This is a genomic window from Alicyclobacillus fastidiosus, assembly GCF_026651875.1.
In the GTDB taxonomy this organism is placed as follows: domain Bacteria; phylum Bacillota; class Bacilli; order Alicyclobacillales; family Alicyclobacillaceae; genus Alicyclobacillus; species Alicyclobacillus fastidiosus.
The window spans coordinates 1,146,531-1,166,178 of sequence record NZ_CP104067.1 but is presented as its reverse complement, the minus strand read 5'-3'; the positions used below and the strand labels follow the sequence as shown (position 1 = coordinate 1,166,178).

Sequence of the window (19,648 nt, the reverse complement as noted above, 5' to 3'; positions counted from 1 at the left end):
ATAACCTGACGCACGTGACTAGTCCGAGGCAGCCCTTTGACGGAGGTACGAAATGCGGTAACCAACCCGCGTATATCAGTCTGCCAACCGTCGACGAACCTTGCCTTCGGGCCGAGCCTTTAACCCCATCGCGACACGGGGCTTGACAGGTGTCGTTCATATCAGCGGGCAGTAACATGCAATAGCGTCACGTTTAGAAATCTGAATAGAGAATTGAGTTTTATCACTGAGAGAGTATAATCTGCCCCAGTGAACCATTGCTTATACGTCCAAAAGTAACAGATAAGGATATTCCAACAGACGTTTGATATCATTGATAAATTGTTGCCCCAGTGCGCCGTCAATTATGCGGTGATCGAAACTTAACGAGAGCGACATCATTTGTCCGACTGCAAATTCCCCATCGCGAAACACAGGTTTCTCCGTGATGCGGCCTACACCAAGAATCGCGACCTCAGGATAGTTGATAATCGGGGTGAAGAACATACCGCCAACGGAACCAATATTCGTAATTGAGATGGTACTGCCCTTCATCTCGCCCAGGGACAGTTTCCCACTTCGGCCACGTGCCGCGAGAACGTTGATCTCTTGCGCGATATCCCACATGTTTTTCTTATCAGCGTGTTTGACGACGGGAACGAGAAGACCGCGGTCCGTATCTGTCATAATGCCGATATGATAGTAGTGTTTCAGTACAAGTTCCTGTTTCGCTTCGTCAAACGACGAGTTCAATTGAGGGCGGTATCGCAAAGCGACGATCAGCGCCTTCACGATGAACGGAAGATAACTAATCTTAACGCCGCGAGCCTCGGCGACAGGTTTGACTTCCTTGCGCAACTTGACGAGTTCAGTTACGTCGATCTCGTCCATCAGTGTCACGTGAGGTGCCGTGTACTTACTCTTGACCACCGTACGAGCAATCGCCTGACGGATCATCGGCAATGCTACGCGTTCTTCGCTCTCCTCGCCGCGGGCCTGTGCAATTGTCGAGGACGGCGTTCTGTGAGTGCTTACTGAGTTCGATAATTGGGTTAGAGCCGCTGCCTGTCTTTTCATGAAACCATCAATATCCGCCGTGGTTACCTTGCCGTTGTTTCCCGTGCCATGGACAGATGCAATATTTACTCCTTGCTCTCGAGCATACCGACGTACGACTGGCATTGCCAGAACGTCGACGGCAGCGCTCTTTTCCGGAACTGCCTCTGGCTCTGAAACACTAGCAGATGCCGAACTCTGTATAGCGGGAGTGTGTGCATTCGCCGGGGGAGTTGACGATTTGTTACCCCCTTCTGCGCCATCCAATTGTACGTCGTCAGCAACCTCAATGCTGACAATGATATCTCCAACGACACACGTGATGCCGTCCCCGACCTTGATTTCGACAACTTTTCCACTCACCGGAGACGGGAGTTCAACGAGAGATTTGTCGTTTTCCACTTCAGCAATTGCATCGTCTTCCTGAATGGTGTCTCCTGGCTGAACGAGCCATTTACTGATTCGACCCTCATGCAGGCCCTCCCCGAGTTCCGGGAATCCAAGTTCAAATAGTGGCATATAGTTACCTCCAACCTAAAAACGCATAACTTCGTCTAGCCTTCACAATGTACTGCGCGTTAGGAGCTAATTATCCTAGATCATACCGAACGATAAACCGCATCCGTGGACGTTACACGTAGCTTCGAGATGGAAATGGTCAATTGACCTGTACAGCGATCTCTGCGCTAGCACCGGCGAATGACGCCATTCCGAACAAGGTGAACCATCACGAAGGATGATCTATCCGTTTATATGAAGTGCCAACAAGCGTGTTAGGTTTTCATTAATCAATTTATTATCAGCACTGTTGATTCCGCGACCTGCAAAATGGCCCCAAATCGACTCTATAGGATTAAGAACAGCATTAGGTATAAACTTAGCCTCGTACTCATTATCGTGGAGTGTGCAGAAGAGATCTGTACTCCCTGGCATGATGCAGGCAAGCGCTTTAATATTTTTGAGCGCCGCTTCGAAGTCTCCATTATAGCAGGGGTTTGCGCTAATATCTGCAAATTGTCCAGTCCATAACATGGCCAGGACATTGTGCGGGTCCATCTTCATAAAGCTATCTTCCCAGACGCCAGCCACAAAATCCGCCAATGAGTCATATCCCAGTTCACGATAAAGTTCCTCTCTGTAAAATGCCTGTGATAAGCCCCATCCTGCATACACACGGCCCACAGGGCGCATGTCTGCAGAAGTCAACTGATGTAATTTACTTGAATCGAAGTCTACTGCAGCCATGAGCGGAGCTTTCATTCCATCCAAGACCACAAAGGTATGGGGCCAAGTCCTAGCTGTCCCAGCGAAAGGTGCAATTCGCTCCACCATGTCAGGATAACTTGCTCCCCATTGAAATGACTGAATGCCTCCCATGGACCATCCAACTACGAGAGCAATCTTTTGAATGCTAAATTTTTCGGTGACGAGACGATACTGCAATTTAACGTTGTCATAGATGGTTACCTGCGGAAAATTAGCGCGATCGAATGGTGGCGGCGTGTTACTGGGAGATGAAGATAATCCGTTGCCTAGCAGATTTGGAACGATAATAAAATATTTCTGCGGATTTAGTGCCATACCGTCTCCAATCAACCACTCATTCTGGACATGCTGGTCGCCAAAAGCAGTTGGGTAGACGATGACATTATCTTTGTTTTCATTTAATTTTCCATAAGTCTTATATGCAAGAAAAGCACTTGGTAACGTCACTCCTGATTGCAAGGTAACGTCACCTAAATCAAAAATTTCATAATCCATCGCGTGGTCGCTCCCATCAAAAATTAAACCGGACATGTAAACCGCGTTTCTTGTACTTAATATAGGCCTGTGATACCTTCAATAAAAGTGAATGAAATTGAAAGCGGTATTCATTAATATTGAAAGTAAAAGGGGTTCGTATGATGGAATTGCGTCAACTGATTACGTTCCGCACGGTTGCATCAACTTTAAATTTCAGTCGAGCTGCGGAAGTGCTGAGCTACGTCCCCTCCAACGTCACGATGCAGATAAAAGCATTGGAGGATGAACTTGGGGTTCATCTCTTTGATCGCTTGGGCAAGCAGCTCGTTCTCACAACTGCAGGTAATCGCTTTTTAATTCATATCCAAAGCGTTCTAAACAAATTGGACGAAGCTCGCGGTGTCGTTCTTGATGATGAAAACAATCTAAGTGGCACCCTAACTATAAGTGCTAACGAGGTTCTTTGCGCCTACCGGCTTCCAGCGGTCTTTCACCTATTTCGTTCGCGCCATTCGGGAGTTCGTCTCATCTTCCGCTCTGTTCCAAATCAACAACTCAAGCAAACGCTCTTTGACGGTACGGCTGATATAGTCTTTATGTTGGACGAACACATTCGCTCAACAGGACTTGAAGTGGAATCATTGCTGGAAGAAACTTTCCGCTTTTTCGTCGCTCCAGACCATCCCCTCGCAAAACGAACCGCACTACAACTGGAGGATTTTCACGGGGAAGTATTTCTAACGAACGAAAAGGGTTGTACTTATCGAACCATGTTTGACCGATCATTTGAGAAAGAGGGAACCGATAGTATTACGTTTTTGGAGTTTCAAAACGCTGAAGCTATTAAACAATGTGCAATTACGGGAATCGGTATTGCCTTTCTTCCCGAAATGGTAACAAAAGCCGAAGTGGAACGGGGCGTACTTGTTGCTCTTCCGTGGCAAATTCCGGACTTGCACGTATACACACAGATGTTATGGCATAAAGACAAGTGGCTATCACCAATTATATTATCGTTCATAGAAGCAGTAAGGGAGGTTATCGCTATAGAGGAGGAGAATCAAGCTGTTTAGCCTATTAAAACACCTATTCACCTATGTTTACTCTACCTCAACGCGCAACCGTTCGAAGACAAGGTGTCATGATATTTCCAATCGCGTCAATGATAACGATTTCATTCAAGAGGTTTTAAGGGCATCTAGCACGTACTCTACTTGCGCATAAGACCCCCATGCCGCCTGGCGGCACCACAATCTATGAAAATGTAGATCCGTGATCTACTATGTCGCTAGACAGCCACACGGAGCTCGTCGCCCCCTGGTACCACGAGTCCGTGCATAAGACGGAGTTGGCGACTTGGAGCACCACGATTTGTCGCTCCCGCTGTCGGGAAGCACGTACGGTAGAATTCCTATCGCATCGGTCGCCACGTGGCTGTACTTCTTTGGGTGAGGAGTGGCAGCATTATGCAGGTTGTACACGAGCGATGCTGCGGACTGGATGTCCACAAGAAGAAGGTCGTTGGTTGTGTGATCACGCCGGAGATAAAGGAGATTCGGACGTTCGGAACGATGACGGATGACCTTGAGTCCCTCATAAAGTGGATTCTCGGTCACGAATGTACGCATGTGGCGATGGAAAGTACGGGCGTCTTTTGGAAGCCGATCTTCAACCTTCTCGAAGACAGGGATCTCGAGGCGTTGGTCGTCAATGCCCAGCACATCAAGCAGGTTCCGGGTCGAAAGACGGATGTTCGGGACGCTGAATGGATAGCGGACCTGCTGCGTCATGGCCTGCTCAAGGGGAGCTATATCCCTGACCGAAATCAGCGTGAACTTCGGGAACTGGTCCGGTACCGCAAGTCTCTCGTCCGGGAACGTGCCAATGAAGTCAACCGCCTCCAGAAAGTCCTTGAAGGAGCAAATATCAAATTGGCATCGGTGGCAAGTGATGTGGTTGGCGTATCGGGTCGAGCCATCCTCACTGAACTCATTGGTGGCCAAATGGATGAATCACGGCTCAAGGAGATCGTGAAGGGACGCCTCCGTAACAAGACCGCAGAACTGAAACGTGCATTGCACGGTGTTGTTCGTCCGCACCAGCAGATGATGCTTGCTGTTCAGCTTCGGCACATCGATCACCTTGATGAGTTGATCGAGGAAGTGAGTGCTGAAATTGAGCAGCGGATGCGCCCTTTGACGAAGATCTCCGGCGAATCCAGACGATACCTGGAATTGGCGAGCGGACGGCGGAACTGATACTGGCGGAGATCGGTACCGACATGAGCAGGTTTCCAAGTGCGCAACACCTGGCGTCCTGGGCAGGAATGTGTCCAGGCAACAATGAAAGTGCGGGTAAACGACGAAGTGGCAAGACCCGCAAGGGAGATCCTTGGTTACGAGAAGCGTTAATCGAAGCCGCACGTGGCGCCGCCAGAACAAAGAATACCTATCTGTCCGCTAAGTATCACCGAATCGCTGCGCGTCGGGGATCAAGAGAGCAGCCGTGGCAGTCGGTCACTACATGTTAATTATCATCTATCACATGCTGGTCAATCAGACAGAATACGAGGACCTTGGGCCAACGTACCACGAAGAGCGGAACCGAGAACGAGTTATCCGTCGTCACTTGCATTCTCTGGAGAAACTCGGTTTGACAGTCATAGTTCAACCGACTTCCTAAAATATCCAGATATGTCTAAGAGGGAGAACACGGGAGCTTTTTTATGCCATTTTCACGGTAGGGGGCGAATGTGCAATAAGTGCCCCTTTCGAAAATGGGATAAGTATGCAACTTTCTGTATATGATGTCCGGTAAATTATCCGCTCGAAAACATCTCCCGGATGGCCATACACCTTGATTTTTCACGTTCACATCTCAACCGGCAATTTAGGAATACGTCATCAGAAAAAGGGAGACGGAGCGCATATAATTCTCTGCTCCGTCTCCCTCATTTTTGAGTCAATAAAATATACAACATTATATTCAGTTCCATATGTTTATTGGCTCAGTGACGTATTTCGCCTAGTTCAATAAAACAATCGGGAAGGCGGAGTTCACGACCTGTCCATCATGTGGTCAGTCTGGCGATGTCTTGCGATTCGTCATGTTTATATGGCAGCGCCATTCGGCGGCGGACCTCCCACCAGCCATGGAGGCGGGGAGTCACCATCGACACAAGGACCGCGAGGAGCATCCCGGCGAGATCGTCAGTGCCGTAGTGAATTCGCAAATAGAGCGTCGCAAAGATGATCAGTACGGCCATCGGGATGTACGCCAAAAGCCACTTGCGCGCAAAACGAGCGACGTAGATCACCATCAGTACGGTCGTCGCCGTGTGCAGACTCGGGAAGCAGTCACGGGAGATCTGCAGTCGCGAAAGCGTAAAGGTGGGTGCAATGTCGCCGAGTTGAACTGCGTAATGCAATGTATATCCGGGCCCGATCACCGGGACGAACACATAACAGACATAACCGACGTAAAACGCGAGGAGCGTCGCCAACAAATACTCGGATGCCGCCTCGCGACGTTTCACCAACATGAGGGCAATCGTTGCGAACAACAACCAAAACCACGACACGTAGGCGCCCGTCAACAAATCTGTCAGCCAGTGTGAAGCCATCGGTTGCAGCAAGTAAGAGACCTGGTTTCCGAAAATAAAGGCGTCAATTCGCTGGATGACGGCGTCATCAATACCTGGGTGAAGCACGGGAACATAAAAGTTCACGACGCGAAACACAATCAGCAACAGGCAATAGGCCAGAAAGATTCGCAGCCCGTAAACGAACTGCTTCAGCGCGTCCTTGCTCCGCCTGCGCATTCGCAAGGATACGCCGAACACCACGAGCGCGCCAAAGGCGATGGCGTAAGGGATGAACCGTGCGTAAATTCCCACGATCACGGCAAACATCCGCCAATGATAGTTTTCCTGCCCCATCAACCGGTCTAATGCAGCACCGTAGTGAAAGAAAATGACACCGGCCGCAAGCGTGGCTAAGACGCCGATAAACTCGAAGCCTTCAAGCGAATACACGACTTTTTTTAACATCGTCACAAGAATCGTCTCGCCCCACTTTCAAAGTACGGTTCTTTTGCCAACGTAAAAAGGGAACAGTCCCAACGTCCTGTCCCTGAGGAAAGCAATCTTCTCCTATCGAGGATACATGGTTTGGTTCAAAGGCACTTCAAAATCAGCTCGCCTTGTACTTGGCCAAGTCCGCCTTCAACTTGGCCAAAGCGTTAGCGAGGTCATTGGAAGCGCGTGCTGGCGCGCCCTCGGCGTTCGCTGCGTCGTCGAGCGAAATGACCATGGCAGCGTCCTCGTACAAGATCGAGTTTGGCGTTCCCTGTCGACTGTTTTGCCCAATGTCCTCGATGGCCTTGAGTTTCGAGTCGAATTCAGTGTCTTTATTTTCACTCACGGCGGTTTGCACGCTCGTGTAGATGTCTTTGCATACGGCGTACACTTTCGGACTGAGCGTCGCCGTTCCAGCCGACTCACTCGTATTGGCGGCGGGGAGGTTGTTCAACTTTGCGCAGCCGCTCAACGTAAGTGCAGTCACGACGCACAAGAATAACGCCTGTATCTTCACGGTTGTTACCTCCACTAAGTCGATATCCCACTTAGTGTACCGCACAAACTCGAGAGGTCCAATTTCTAACCGTGACAGATGTGTGACCAAAGGTCTGAAGACTAACGAGCTTTCGCTGGATCGACGAAACCAAAAGGTCAAGCTCGCACAAAAAAACCCATATGGGGAATCCACATGGGTCTCGGGTTTGAAGCGAGTGATCTCGTTGTGAATCACTTGCCTCGAATCAGTCGACGTGAAGCGTTATACGGAGATGCCTGCTAACTGGAACACTTCGTTTTCGTAGCTCTTCGAGTGGTTGTAGTTGTACAAGGCCGCCTCAGGGTTCGTTGCAAACCCGTCCGCAGAGAGCATGTGTGCGGTGCTATAGATTGCGTCGTCGACGTTGAAGACGTTTGGCTTTTTGTGACCTGGGGCGGCGACGCCGTATGCAGCGAACGTGGACGGCATAAATTGCATTGGCCCTTCTGCGCCCTCTGCGTTCTTGAGCCGGCCCGACGTGTTGAAATCACTTTCCAATTTATGAATGGCGGCGAGCACTGTCCAAGTGACGTGATACTTTTTCCCCGCCGACTCATATACCGGTATCAGTTGCTTTGGGGCACTGACAGCCGCTTCACTGGGATGTGTGCTGGCGGGTCGTACGGAGGATTTCTTCGTTGTGGACGTAGGAATCACTAAACGCTGCCCGACGACAATCGTATCCGACTTGAGGTGGTTTAACGACTGTAACTTCTGTACGGTGGTTTTTGCCGTCCGTGCGATGCCCCACAGCGTTTCCCCTGACTTGACGGTGTGCGTCGTGTTGGCAAAAGCCGTCACAGGGGTCAGAGTTAATGCGGACAAACCGACGGTCACGAGTGCAAAACGACTACCTCTATTCAACTCATTCATCCTTCCAAGCCTGCGAGGTTAGTTGACGGGTTCGGCTGGAAGTAGCCTAGGATGGAGATCCATTCACCCCAAAAGAAATTCGTCCCCCGCTCGCCAAGGCGATTCGGCATTCTCGTTATCAGACAAAGCATTCGAACAGTCGTCGGCCTTTACGTCCGTGGTAGCCACCCTGCGCATCGTAGAAATGGGTCCGACCGACGCATAGTCGCTATCAGAACGCGAATCTAGTAGGGACTTGATGCGCAAACAGAGGTGAACGGGTTGTTAGATCTCGAAAAAGGTTGTCGGACACTACTGCTCGAATTATTTAAGTTGAGCCAAAAAACTCGTCTGGATGAACATATCCTTCTGCCACAGCAAGTCGCGATGATTCTCCGCGTCGATTTGGCGGACACAATTGTATTTGTGGATTTTTTAGAGCGAAAAGGGTACATCCGCTGCGGTCGCCCCGTAGGGAGTCATTATTCGTGGATAAAGTTAACGAGTCAGGGCATGGAATTGGTGATGAACCCGGCAAATTTGGATACCGTTTTCCACGTCAGCGCTTCCGATGAGGTGCAGGTGCTGGCGCTGGGCGCGGCGACGCGCGAAAAAATTGCGCAAGGCACAGATGTGCCAGACGAGACGCTCTTCGAGATCGAACAGTCGCTTTCAGACGTCGTTTACGCACTGCGCCAAAAAGACGATCAACCGCTTCGTGAGTTCCTGTCCGATTTGATTCTGCGCGGCGGAATCGATACGACGGTGGTCGGCGTCAAGGCGCTGCTCGCGATTCACGGTGTAGAATTGTAACTGCGGCACGCCTGCGATTTGTGATAATCTGTTGCTGATGCGAGCTACAGTCGATGTTCAACATGCATTCATCTCCTGCGTTCGCGGAATTTTCCACGCCCATGAAACAGGAATATCATTCGAATAAGTAGTATATCGTTATAGATCTGGGGGCATGAACGCATGTACGCCTATGTGGTTTTGAACGTGCACCCATATAAACGACGGGAAAGCGAGGACACACCGTGAACACCCGGTACAAAATGATTGCTAGTGGAATGCTTGGCGGCGTGATCGTAATCATTGCGGTAATTGCATTTCATTTCTTGGGACCCTCCCTGAAACCTGCAGCGAGCTCACCGAAGCCGACCTCGACACCCACGACGAATCCGTCCAACGTAATCATCAAACTCGTACCGACTAAACCTGTCAATACGTCACACCAAACGCAGTTGAATGCGACCGTTCAACAGATGCTCAGCAACCCGTCGGGCGTCTCGTTTGACGCTTCGGGGTTTCTCCAATACGTATACGCCCAAGTCGGAGTGCAACTGCCGCGGACGATTGCCGAACAGTCCCAAGTCGGGACGATGGTCGCGCGCACAGATCTAGAGGAGGGAGATCTTGTCTTCTTTGACCTGGACGGGACAAACGGCACCGCGACATTCGATGGCGTGTATCTCGGCAACAACCAGTTTGCCGCCGTCACCGGTCACGGTCTAATGGCGATCAACCTAAATAACGCCTACTGGAGTGACAAGTTTTTATACGGCCGACGCGTGCTGTGACATGGACGTGCAGGCGCTGGCACACAGAAAACGCGCAAAGGCACTCGCTTCCTAGCTGAAGCGAGTGCCTAGTCGTCGTTTCCTTGAAGCGGTTTGTTCAACTCGAGTACATCGATTCCATTCGCCAGAATCCGGATGCTCCATAACTCTGCGCGGCAAATTCGAATATACTCCTTATCCTCGAGGTACATGTAATGCATAAAATCGCTCGATGACAGGTTGTGCGGGTTGACCAACAAACATCGCCTGTGGGCGACAAAATGTGTGTCGTACACATATTTTAGGAGTTCCCGTCGCCGACTGCAGTTTTCGCGCATGTGCTCCCCCTCCAATGGCATAGCGTATGCCATTGGAGGAAGCAGTTCATGGTGCCAACGCCTATTCTCGTCATGAGCATCGTACACTGCACATATCGCGCGCAACGGACATTTGCTTCAGCGAATGGATCCACACTCTATCACCGACCTCAAATTTCGCTTTTTCCTCGACCGCCTCAAAATGTCCTTTGATGTCCGGTACAGTCACGGTTTCTTCAAAACGCGTCGTTAATCCGGAAGTCGGCGCCTCGCGCTGGCGCCCCGCGCGGATGGACGTCTCCCCAAGGTGGGAATCGTGAGGACCGTCTCGAGTCCGTCGAGCGACGGCAGTGGCTGCCAAGCGCTCGGGGGAGACCAACATAGAAAAAGGCAGGGGAACCCACCGGTTCTCACCTGCCTGACTGCGATGTACCATCTGGCCATCGAGGTTACATGGTACATCGCATTGGTCTAACGCCGCATGTGCACGAGCCAGACGGCATCGCGAGGTGTCCTCATCGGTCAAACGGCTCGTTATAGCCCCTACCCTTTCGTCGCCCCACTAAAGCTGAACCCAGCCGACATGTAGCGCTGACCGATGATGTAGAGGACGACCGCAGGGATGGTATAAAGCATCGAAAATGCAGCCAATTTTCCGTATTCGACCATGCCATATTGACCAAAGAACTGATAGATGCTGACCGAAGCCGGTAGCTTCGACGGAGACTGGATGAGGATAAACGGGACAAAGAAATTTCCCCAACTGCCCGCGAACGTGAAGATACCGACCGTGAATATCCCTGGCACCATGAGTGGTGCGACCACCTGCCGCAAACTCGTCCACGTCGAGGCGCCGTCCGTCCATGCAGCTTCCTCCAACTCAATCGGCACCGAGTCCATGAAATTTTTCATAATCCAGATGGCGTACGGCAGACCAGAAGCGGACAAAAACATCATGGTCCAAAAGATGGAGTCCTCCATGTGCAGGAACACGAACAGTTCATAAACCGGGACCATCACTGCCGTGATGGGCAAACTGGTCGAAAAGAGAATGACGTACATAAAGGGCCGTTTGTACTTGAGTTGGTATCTCGACAGTGGGTAAGCGGCCAGCCCCGCCACAATGACCACGACGATAGATTGACCGAGTGACAGAACCAAGCCGTTGAGGAAAGCTTGTTGATTTGCCGATTGCGTCAAAATGGAAGAAAAGTTGGAGATGGATGGGTGTTTTGGCCACTGCAGCGACAGTGTGGCGTTCGGATCAAACGCGGCGAAGATCATCCAGAGCAGTGGGATGATAAACAGAATGCCAACGAACGTCAGCACCGCATATGCCATAGCTCTATCCGCCGTAAATCGATTGACGTGTACCATTTGGCCTCTCTCCCTCGCCCAAGACGCTCAGTTGCATGGACCGCCGTGTGCTCAAAGTTCCACCTTGAGCGTGCGAATGTAGACGATGCTAGCGATGATGCCAATGAGCAGCAGAATTAACGAAATAGCGGTTCCGTACCCAAGCTGGTAATCTGCAAACGCTTGTTGATACATGTAGATGGGGAGTGTCTCGGTCTTGTTGCCGGGGCCACCGCCAGTCAGAGAGAAGATGAGGGTGAATAGCCCCAACGTCTGTAGCGTGATGAGGACCATATTCGTCGCGATTGAACCGCGAATCACAGGCAGCGTGACACGCCACAAGCGCTGAAACCGCCCCGCACCGTCCATCATCGCCGATTCCAAGATTTCCTTTGGCACGTCACCAAGCGCCGCCTGGTAGACGAGCATCGAGAATGCTGTGCCGTGCCAGATGTTGGCGATGACCACAGCCACCATCGGGAACGTGTACAGCCACGCGATGGGTTTCACATGAAACCACTGTAGGATGCTGTCGAGCGTTCCTGTGTCGCTGAAGAATGCGAAGAAGATAAACGCGACGACGATCTCCGGCGTCACCCACCCGGCCAGGACGAGTACGCCGATGACACTTCGAAACGTGCGGTTGCGCTCGTTCATCAGGACGGCGAGAATCAGCCCAAGCAATTGCTGACCGACGATGGCTGAAAAGATGAGGAAGACCAGCGTCTTCAATACACTCACCCGAAACGTCGGATCTGCGAACATCGACGCAAAGTTTCTAAAGCCGACGAATTGGGTGGATGCACTGGCCGCCCCGGTCAAAGACAAGTTTGTAAACGCGAAGTAGAACGTCAATAGAATAGGGACAAAGAAAAACACCAACAAGAGGACCCACGACGGCAACATAAACAAAGCTGCGCGCCAACCGACATGCCCGCTTGTGCGCCTGCGCACCTGCTTGCGGTTGCCCGTCGACGCCCCGAATTCCAGGGTAGAGTTGGTAGACACGGTCCGGTTGCCCTCCTCGATCACTGTGACTCGTACGGTTGCCAAACCATCGCGGCGCAAAGGCGGCCGGGGCGACTCGTCCCCGGCGCCGTCCAACCGTCGATCCTACTTTGTCTCGGTCTTGCCCGCGCCCACGATGCGCTGGACACTTTGCGCGTACTGTTGCATCGCTTGCTGCGGCGTCTCCGAACCGGTGGCCACCGCTTCCACTGCGGCCTGGATTTGAGTAGAGACGCTTGGATACTGAGCGTTCGCCGGGCGGAAGTGGGTGAATTTCACGAAACTCGTCGCCTGCTTAAAGAATTGACCGGGAGCGTTTGCGTAGCTCGGATCTTTGGCAACGTCTGTCCTAGGTGCCAAATTGCCTTGGTGGACGTCGTACCACTCCATGTTCTGTTTGTTCGTGGCAACCTGAATGAACTGCCACGCTAGATTTTGGTGCTGGGATTTCGATGCGATAGACAACGCCCAGCCGCCAGACATCGACGTGTACCCAGGAGATTGGCCGTTCTCGGTCGGCATCGCGGTTAACTGATAATCTTTCGTCCCATCTGGCCACGGCGTAGGTCCGTTTGGCAACCAGTTACCCGGCAGCCAGTTCCCATCGAGCGCGATGCCGATTTTTTGGGCGGGCATCAGTTGCTGGACCTCCACGTTGCCCGCCTGTGCATTAAGCACTTGAGACAGGCTTGGACCAAGCTGATCGGCGAAGACGGTATGGATGAAGTTGAGGGAATCTAGGAAGCCTGGACTCTGCACAACCCACTTGTTTGTACTGCTGTCGTACAACGTGTCGTTTGTTCCGTATAACAGCATTTCAAACGTCTGCATGGTGGTTGCCTCGCCCGTCGCCTTGCCAACTTGCGCCCAGAATGGAATGACGCCAGGAACTTTCGCTTTGATCGCTTTTGCTGCATTGAGTACGTCATTCCAAGATTTCGGTTGCCACGGTACAGGCAGTCCGGCTTGTTTAAAGATGTTGACGTCGTAGTACAGTCCGCGGGTATCGGTACTGAATGGCACCCCGTAGATGGAACCGTCCGCCGCTGTCGATCCCGCCTGCATCGACTTGTCGAACTGCGACCAGTCCGCCCAGTTGGACACGTCCTTGTTAAGTGGTTCGAGGTATCCTGCAGATCCGTCCGCATTGATGAGAAAGGTATCCTCCGTCACCACGTCAGGTGCAGTGCTCGCAGATTTCATCATGAGGTCAATTTTTGTGTAAAAATCGTTTTCCGACGCTTCGATTGGCTCGAGCTTTACGGTGACCCCGGGATGGTCCTTTTCAAACTCCTTAGCCGATTGTTGCAGCCACTCTGCGTTAAAATATGGCGGCTGTCCGAATTGTTGATAGGCAACTGTGATGGTTTGGTTCGATGAACTCCCATTCCCCGACGAAGCTTTGGATGAATTGCCATCAGAACCTCCACTGCTCGCCGGTGTAGTTCCACACCCCGCCACAAGTAGCCCAGATAGAGCAACGCTAGAGATCGCCCCGACAATGTGCCTGCGCATCATAAGCCCCCCAATACGGTCAGATGTTTAGACAGCTTAGCCCACCACAAACGAAGGCGTTTTCAATTGATGCGGTTCGAATCGCGTTTCCCCCCTTCCCGCACATGCCGGAAATATCTCCTGACAAATCAGCATTCTTCGTTACAGGAAGATACACTATGTATACTTTGTATTCTATGTGTGTGCAAGAAAAAATTTCCGACGTAATTCAACATCGTCCGACTCTGTGTCCGAATATCGCACACAGCGGATGCATTGCATTCTGAAGGGAGTAAAGCCAAATCAGATGGTTGACATGCGAGGCTCTAATCTCCAATATTCAATATCTAATTTGAAATTGCTGCAGGAAGTATGTAATGTATGAAATGTATAGATTATAACTCAAGTCATTCGTATGACTGCGTCAAAGGGGTATGTGTGGATTGAGATCAGGACCACCTCTACGAGACGAAATTTACGAATCCATCCGTTCCCGCATTCTGTCAAGTGAATTCTCGGCAGGCAAGCAATTGCCGACGGAGAAAGAGTTGTCGAAGTCGCTACACGTCAGCCGCATTACCGTCCACAGAGCGCTGCAGAGGTTGGCCCAAGAAGGTGTGATTCTACGGTACCCGGGCAAGGGGTCGTTTGTTTCAGACGAAGCGATTGACATATTGAACAGGCACAGTGGGCACTCCGTGACGACCAAAGACCAGCCTATGCTCATCGGGTTTACCCTGCCGTTTGTATCCGAAGATTTTGGCTTGGGTGTGCTGGCTTCCGCCCTCGAACGAGCGGAACAATTGAATGCTTCTGTCATCGTCAGTTTCACGCACCAATCACAATCCGCAGAGGAACAGTCCATCCGTCGCGCCGTCCATTCAGGCGTCCAGGGACTTCTCGTTAACCCGGTCAATGGCGAGTACTACAGCGAAGAGATCTTACGGCTTCACTTAGATGGATTCCCACTCGTCCTGGTCGACAAACGATTGGGGAAAATCCCTGTGCCATCGGTCACCACAGACAACAAATCAAGTGCCTATGATCTGACGACTTATCTGATTGACTTAGGCCACCGGCACATCGGCTTTATTTCGCCGGACATCACTGCGACGGCGACTCTGGAGGACCGTTTTACAGGCTACATGGCCGCATTAGATCATCACAAAATCCCCTATCAGCACGCTCTCACCCTATCGTCACTTCCAACCGGCGGCGTCTACAGCGAAATGGATGGGCCAGAAGCCTATGACGCAATCCGAACATATCTGACCGAAAACCGCGAAGTGAGCGCACTCGTCACCACGGAGTACGGTTACGCGGTCATCGTTCTGGAGGTCTGCAAAAAACTTGGTCTCTCCGTCCCAAACGATATATCCCTCGCCTGCTTCGACAGTCCAAAGCGCGTGTTTCACCAGACATTGACACACATCAAACAAGATCAGACGGGCATCGGTGCTTGCGCCGTGGACATGCTGCTTCGGTTGATGGCGGGATCAGAATTATGTGGCGAAGCCTCCGTGCAGTTGCCAGGTACTCTCGTTGTCGGTGAGTCCACCGCCCCGTTGCGAGAGAAGTGACCTCTGCGAGTGCGTATCGCGCGTATGAAGAATCGAGGGAAACGCTCTTCGTGTCTAAGCCACTCCACTCCTAGGCGACGAAATGCGAGCCGCTCGTGCGCGGCTCGCCGACAATGTCTATTTTGACGATTGTCTTATTGTTGCATAGTAGGCCCTTGGGAAACCTGCGGATAATAGCCTGGAACAACCGTCGCGTTCGCTTGCACATCTCGCTCTATCTGGTTGCAAGCTTGTTCTATCTGTCGCATTTGTTGAATGCCCACGTGATGTCCCTGTAGCACCTGTGCGATGGTTTGAGCCGCCTGTCTTTCACGCTGCGCCAACTGCTCGAGCAGTTGTGCATTTTGTAACTCCTGATGCATCATCCGCTCATACTCCGCACTGGAACGTTGGGTCTGCTGAACAAGCTGTTGCACGATTTGACGGCATTGATTCAGTTGCATGCTCACGCTTTGAATGTTGTTGTACATCATAACACTCCTTTAAAGCATCTAGTTTTAACAGGGTATCTATCGACTGGAAACATCGACTGCGAGGCTGCTTACCGGTTGGCCAAATCTGTCACTGGACGAATGAGCGTTACGAATCGCTTGGGTCGTACTCGTCGAACTTGAGGTTGGTCACTTTCGTGGCGTTGTCCTCGGCTATTTCCTCAGGTGTCGCCTCTGCGTTAAGGCCCTCGACACCATTTAACCCTGGCGCAAGTTGCTGTTCATTACGCTCTCTACCATGCTCGTCGTGCTGAGCGGCAAATCTCTTTCTCTCCAAATTCGCTTACCCTCCTGTCGAATTCACCATGGCCGACTTATTGTCAGTCGAAAATGTCCTTCGTATCCGTCTGACATTTGGGAATTTCGACGGACCGCACAGATACGAGATAAATGATCAAACCAAAATAGGTATTTAATCCAATTCATTGAGGAAATGAAAGCTGAAATTCACACCAATCATGAGAGAAACTACATACGTAATCGTTCACTCCTCGTCTCATGCTATAAGCGAAGGAGTTGGTCCGCGTGACAGCAGGTAATGATTCGAACAAACGCAAAGGGAACGACATGACGTTGGCGTTGAGCGGCCCCGACAATGTGAAACAAGATAAGCGCTATCGCGTACAGACAGAAGCGACGATGGACTTCATGATGAAAAACTCGAGAAAACAACAAGCCTTATCCAACGAAAGTCCCACTGAGGACACGCAAGGATAGGGGGTGTCCCAAAAGTCAATTTTGGATTTTTGAAGCCCCACTTTGATTAAGAATTCCTTAAAACAAAAAGCCTCCATCTCCACTTTCACTGTGGATTTTGAGGCTTTTCTATATGATGTTGGGACTGGATGATTTGGTATGACCCTTTTTGGGACACCCCCTTTTTATTCGCTATTTGGCCGTAGGGGATTGACAACACACAACAAAGAGTTACTGGGCCACTCAAGGCGGTTTTGAATACAATCGGTTTGAATACAATCTGGCGCTCGTGGCCGTCGGCGTGGCGCTAATAGGCTCAGGTGGATACGCAGTACACTTCTGATTCGTCACAAAAAGCCATCCCTAAGTTAAGTGAGCGTTTTGCAGAATGAAGTTTTTTGATGGAGTAAAAAGAAACGACAAGCGAATTAGGGACTTACCTTTACATTTTTTGCAATGCACTTATGCAGGTATTGTCATCAGTACGGACATTAGGCTACTGTTTGCGTGCTAGCTGCCTTTCTCGTCGCAAGTGCAGATGCTAACAAAACTATGACATTGAGATAAACATGTGTCGTGACTTTTTGGATACCACGAACGTGAACATCGTTTGCCGTGAGATTCTCCTTAAGTCTTGAGTTACAGCGTTCAGTCGAAGTTCGTTCGTCGTACAACTCTGTCCAACCGCGTGTGTTTCGGTGTGGATTCGAGTAGCGACGAATATCTTCATTGATGTTCTTCTTGATAACCATTCCATAGTTGGAATCAGAGCAAGCTGCTGCCCCGAGAGGGCAATTCACCTTGCCCAGAACGTGAGGGCAACGGAACTTTAGCCGATCACCATCAGCGCCCCAGTAGACCATGTCATAACCCATGGAGCAACAAGGTGTTCCGTTGGACGCTATCCCAGCAGGTGGCTCTTTTTCACCTCTTCGGTTCAATGCTATGATTGCCTGTGCACCATAGCTGCGAGCGACTTCATAATTCTTCACCTGGTCATATCCGGCGTCCATCATGACGAACTTAACTTTCCAGCCGTAGTTCTCAACAACGTCTTTTATCAATGGCATCGCCATTTCTCCGTCATACACATGAGCAGGTGTGACCTCTAAGGAAACCGGTAGTTCACTAGCGGTATCTACAGCAAGATGAATTTTGGTATCCGAACCATGTGAGTTTATTACCGAACGTGTCGAACTTGGCACCCCAATTGGCATTACCCGAACCTTTACTCCGTGATTTTGGCTGCTTTTTCTGATATGAACGAGGATGTCAAGCACCACTACAACTCCCGCTGTGCCACTGTTCTAAAACAGGGATTTCGCGTTGCTTCACATGGAGTGGCGGCTCCGATAGGCTGATTCGCCATACGGCCCTTCCGAGGCGCTCGTCCGGCATCACGTCGGGGCCGCAGAGGCTCCATGTCAAGCAACTAACCTCGAAGACTCGGCACGAAGGCAAAAACTTCTCGACGGTGAGCATTCTGATATTCGTGGGTTGATTACCACAGTTAATCTCTCCGTCTAGAGGACCTGCCACGAACTCATGGCGTGCGTTCGGTTCGCGAGGGCAATACCTAGCACAAGAAGAAAACGTGGGTTATCCTCCTACGGTTTACACTTTTGCCTTCGAGCCCAGTCTTCCAGTTTTCTCATTCAAGGTTCCCGGTGAACGCGGAAGTATAATTCTATTGGTTAAGCTTTATCTTTCTGCATTTGGCGTGCGATTGCCCACATGAACCCAGCTAATTCACGAGCGACTGCAGTTATAGCTTGATTAGAAGGTTTCCCTTTACTGACAAGGCGTGTGTACTTGTTATGGAGTCGATTTTGGGCCTTCCATGATATTCGTTGGACCTCAGCCGGCTGACCCTGTTGTCGTTTTCGAATTTCTCCTTTAACCGCCGGTCGATAGCGGTAACTCCAGGCTGACTCAACCAGTACCCGTCGTAGATGTGTGTTTCCTGTCTTTGTAATTCTTCCTTTGCGTTTCACGCTACCGCTCGAGTGTTCACTAGGCACGAGCCCTGTATAACCCATGAACTGACGCGGATTCACAAACCGTCTAAAGTCACCGATTTCTGCTACAATCGTGACTGCAGTGGTTTCCTTTACTCCTCGAAGAGATTGCAGTGCTTGGATAAGAGGGGCATGAGAACTTGTCTCTGCAGCATGATGAATCTCGGTCTCTAGTCGTTTGATTCGTTGCTCCACCTCATCTATGGCATGGAGATACTCGCGAAAAGTCACGTCTTCGTATCGATTTTCAAATTTCAAGGTGTCTAGCCATGCCCGATATCGAGTCTTCCAGGTGGTCATTTTTTGTTTGGGCTTAATATCGTGACGAAGCAAAAACTTAGATAGACGGTGGCGCGCACGCAATTGGTCTTCTTTTGCATCCTCTCGCGCTCGTACTAAGTCTCGAATCCCTTCATCTTCTCTTGTCGGAACGTAGACTGGTGTGAGCTCTCCAGCTCGAAACAACTGAGCTAATCTCAATGCATCTCGACGGTCTGTCTTAATTCGCTCACCTGGCCGTTTCGGAATGAGGGTGGGTGCAACGACGATGCATCTAACCCCAAGTTGGGTAAGTAAGCGTTGTAACTCATAACCCGTGGGACCAGCCTCATAACAAGCTTCGATTTCACTTGCGTTTCCGAGCTTTGAAAACAGTTTGCGTACAGCTTCCGGAGTATTGGGCACTTCTCCGTAATATCTAGCCGCCTCACGACTTCCGACATCTGCTATGGCCACCGCAATGAAATCCTTTGACACGTCTAAGCCCACGACTTTTGTGATATCCTTCATATTATCGGCTCCTTCACAGTGTAGCTCTGGTCGGTCACATCTACTGGTAATTCTCTTTACTCAGCAGTATGGCCACTAACCTACGAGAATGTGACAT

The 19,648-nt window shown here is 50.7% G+C and carries 18 protein-coding genes, 3 pseudogenes and 1 riboswitch; of the genes and pseudogenes, 7 read left to right on the top strand and 14 right to left on the bottom strand.

All coding sequences use genetic code 11. The features are described 5' to 3' along the window. Positions 1-261: 261 nt before the first annotated feature. A complete protein-coding gene (locus tag NZD89_RS05965) occupies positions 262-1,554 on the bottom strand; it encodes a dihydrolipoamide acetyltransferase family protein (RefSeq protein ID WP_268006839.1) in 1,293 nt (430 codons plus the stop codon). A gap of 222 nt (positions 1,555-1,776) precedes the next feature. Beyond that, positions 1,777-2,796 (bottom strand): alpha/beta fold hydrolase, encoded by a 1,020-nt coding sequence (locus tag NZD89_RS05960; protein WP_268006838.1) that lies wholly within the window; start codon positions 2,794-2,796, stop codon positions 1,777-1,779. Positions 2,797-2,939: 143 nt separating this feature from the next. Here NZD89_RS05960 and NZD89_RS05955 point away from each other — a divergent pair, with 143 nt between their 5' ends. Together NZD89_RS05955 and NZD89_RS05950 are read left to right on the top strand one after the other, a co-directional pair. Continuing rightward, on the top strand, positions 2,940-3,851 hold the full coding sequence (locus tag NZD89_RS05955; protein WP_268006837.1) for a LysR family transcriptional regulator: 912 nt from the start codon (positions 2,940-2,942) through the stop codon (positions 3,849-3,851). A gap of 393 nt (positions 3,852-4,244) precedes the next feature. Then, positions 4,245-5,460 (top strand): annotated as a pseudogene (locus NZD89_RS05950) (IS110 family RNA-guided transposase). Between the two features lie 388 nt (positions 5,461-5,848). Here NZD89_RS05950 and NZD89_RS05945 read toward each other — a convergent pair. The 3 genes from NZD89_RS05945 to NZD89_RS05935 form a co-directional block, all read right to left on the bottom strand. Continuing rightward, the gene (locus NZD89_RS05945; RefSeq protein WP_268008404.1) at positions 5,849-6,826 is read right to left on the bottom strand and encodes a phosphatase PAP2 family protein; all 978 of its coding nucleotides are present in this window, start codon (positions 6,824-6,826) and stop codon (positions 5,849-5,851) included. Positions 6,827-6,968: 142 nt separating this feature from the next. Further along, complete coding sequence (locus tag NZD89_RS05940; RefSeq protein WP_268006836.1) at positions 6,969-7,370, bottom strand: hypothetical protein; 402 nt, start codon at positions 7,368-7,370, stop codon at positions 6,969-6,971. Between the two features lie 243 nt (positions 7,371-7,613). Continuing rightward, positions 7,614-8,255, bottom strand: a complete 642-nt coding sequence (locus NZD89_RS05935) for a LysM peptidoglycan-binding domain-containing protein (RefSeq protein WP_268006835.1) — start codon at positions 8,253-8,255, stop codon at positions 7,614-7,616. A 1-nt stretch (position 8,256) separates the two neighbouring features. Beyond that, positions 8,257-8,383: riboswitch (cyclic di-AMP (ydaO/yuaA leader) on the bottom strand. Positions 8,384-8,525: 142 nt separating this feature from the next. Here NZD89_RS05935 and NZD89_RS05930 point away from each other — a divergent pair. Together NZD89_RS05930 and NZD89_RS05925 are read left to right on the top strand one after the other, a co-directional pair. Next, entirely contained in the window at positions 8,526-9,056 is a 531-nt protein-coding gene (locus NZD89_RS05930; protein ID WP_268006834.1) for a hypothetical protein, read from the top strand. A 224-nt stretch (positions 9,057-9,280) separates the two neighbouring features. Beyond that, entirely contained in the window at positions 9,281-9,823 is a 543-nt protein-coding gene (locus NZD89_RS05925) for a C40 family peptidase (protein WP_268006833.1), read from the top strand. Positions 9,824-9,891: 68 nt separating this feature from the next. Here the strand turns inward: NZD89_RS05925 and NZD89_RS05920 are convergent, their stop codons facing one another. From NZD89_RS05920 to NZD89_RS05900, 5 genes are all read right to left on the bottom strand, one after another. Beyond that, on the bottom strand, positions 9,892-10,140 hold the full coding sequence (locus NZD89_RS05920) for a hypothetical protein (RefSeq protein ID WP_268006832.1): 249 nt from the start codon (positions 10,138-10,140) through the stop codon (positions 9,892-9,894). Between the two features lie 70 nt (positions 10,141-10,210). Beyond that, positions 10,211-10,645, bottom strand: coding sequence for a hypothetical protein (locus NZD89_RS05915; RefSeq protein ID WP_268006831.1), 435 nt, complete (start codon positions 10,643-10,645; stop codon positions 10,211-10,213). A 17-nt stretch (positions 10,646-10,662) separates the two neighbouring features. Next, positions 10,663-11,496, bottom strand: coding sequence for a carbohydrate ABC transporter permease (locus NZD89_RS05910; RefSeq protein ID WP_268006830.1), 834 nt, complete (start codon positions 11,494-11,496; stop codon positions 10,663-10,665). Positions 11,497-11,547: 51 nt separating this feature from the next. Beyond that, positions 11,548-12,483: a carbohydrate ABC transporter permease gene (locus NZD89_RS05905; protein WP_431308685.1), complete on the bottom strand. Its 936-nt coding sequence runs from the start codon at positions 12,481-12,483 to the stop codon at positions 11,548-11,550. 105 nt (positions 12,484-12,588) lie between these two features. Next, the gene (locus tag NZD89_RS05900) at positions 12,589-13,998 is read right to left on the bottom strand and encodes an extracellular solute-binding protein (protein WP_268006829.1); all 1,410 of its coding nucleotides are present in this window, start codon (positions 13,996-13,998) and stop codon (positions 12,589-12,591) included. A gap of 422 nt (positions 13,999-14,420) precedes the next feature. Here NZD89_RS05900 and NZD89_RS05895 point away from each other — a divergent pair, with 422 nt between their 5' ends. Next, entirely contained in the window at positions 14,421-15,557 is a 1,137-nt protein-coding gene (locus NZD89_RS05895; protein ID WP_268006828.1) for a GntR family transcriptional regulator, read from the top strand. A gap of 134 nt (positions 15,558-15,691) precedes the next feature. Here NZD89_RS05895 and NZD89_RS05890 read toward each other — a convergent pair whose 3' ends face one another. Both NZD89_RS05890 and NZD89_RS05885 read right to left on the bottom strand, forming a co-directional pair. Beyond that, positions 15,692-16,027 carry a hypothetical protein gene (locus tag NZD89_RS05890; protein ID WP_268006826.1) on the bottom strand — a complete coding sequence of 112 codons (336 nt, stop codon included), beginning with the start codon at positions 16,025-16,027 and terminating at the stop codon, positions 15,692-15,694. Between the two features lie 109 nt (positions 16,028-16,136). After that, positions 16,137-16,325 (bottom strand): hypothetical protein, encoded by a 189-nt coding sequence (locus NZD89_RS05885; protein WP_268006825.1) that lies wholly within the window; start codon positions 16,323-16,325, stop codon positions 16,137-16,139. Positions 16,326-16,573: 248 nt separating this feature from the next. On the opposite strand from NZD89_RS05885, the gene NZD89_RS05880 reads away from it, so the two are divergent. Beyond that, on the top strand, positions 16,574-16,765 hold the full coding sequence (locus NZD89_RS05880) for a hypothetical protein (RefSeq protein WP_268006824.1): 192 nt from the start codon (positions 16,574-16,576) through the stop codon (positions 16,763-16,765). A 196-nt stretch (positions 16,766-16,961) separates the two neighbouring features. Continuing rightward, positions 16,962-17,087: pseudogene (locus tag NZD89_RS30075) on the top strand (oxidoreductase); the annotation flags it as partial. Positions 17,088-17,235: 148 nt separating this feature from the next. On the opposite strand, the pseudogene NZD89_RS05875 reads toward NZD89_RS30075, so the two are convergent. Together NZD89_RS05875 and NZD89_RS05870 are read right to left on the bottom strand one after the other, a co-directional pair. Next, positions 17,236-18,007: pseudogene (locus NZD89_RS05875) on the bottom strand (transposase); the annotation flags it as partial. Between the two features lie 431 nt (positions 18,008-18,438). After that, the gene (locus NZD89_RS05870; RefSeq protein ID WP_268004949.1) at positions 18,439-19,551 is read right to left on the bottom strand and encodes an IS110 family RNA-guided transposase; all 1,113 of its coding nucleotides are present in this window, start codon (positions 19,549-19,551) and stop codon (positions 18,439-18,441) included. Positions 19,552-19,648 lie beyond the last annotated feature (97 nt).

Coding starts and splice junctions, on each gene's coding strand:
- NZD89_RS05920 (WP_268006832.1), bottom strand. CDS start 10,140: ATGCGCGAAAACTGCAGTCGGCGACGGGAACTCCTAAAATATGTGTAC.
- NZD89_RS05900 (WP_268006829.1), bottom strand. CDS start 13,998: ATGCGCAGGCACATTGTCGGGGCGATCTCTAGCGTTGCTCTATCTGGG.
- NZD89_RS05955 (WP_268006837.1), top strand. CDS start 2,940: ATGGAATTGCGTCAACTGATTACGTTCCGCACGGTTGCATCAACTTTA.
- NZD89_RS05965 (WP_268006839.1), bottom strand. CDS start 1,554: ATGCCACTATTTGAACTTGGATTCCCGGAACTCGGGGAGGGCCTGCAT.
- NZD89_RS05945 (WP_268008404.1), bottom strand. CDS start 6,826: ATGTTAAAAAAAGTCGTGTATTCGCTTGAAGGCTTCGAGTTTATCGGC.
- NZD89_RS05890 (WP_268006826.1), bottom strand. CDS start 16,027: ATGTACAACAACATTCAAAGCGTGAGCATGCAACTGAATCAATGCCGT.
- NZD89_RS05910 (WP_268006830.1), bottom strand. CDS start 11,496: ATGGTACACGTCAATCGATTTACGGCGGATAGAGCTATGGCATATGCG.
- NZD89_RS05870 (WP_268004949.1), bottom strand. CDS start 19,551: ATGAAGGATATCACAAAAGTCGTGGGCTTAGACGTGTCAAAGGATTTC.
- NZD89_RS05960 (WP_268006838.1), bottom strand. CDS start 2,796: ATGGATTATGAAATTTTTGATTTAGGTGACGTTACCTTGCAATCAGGA.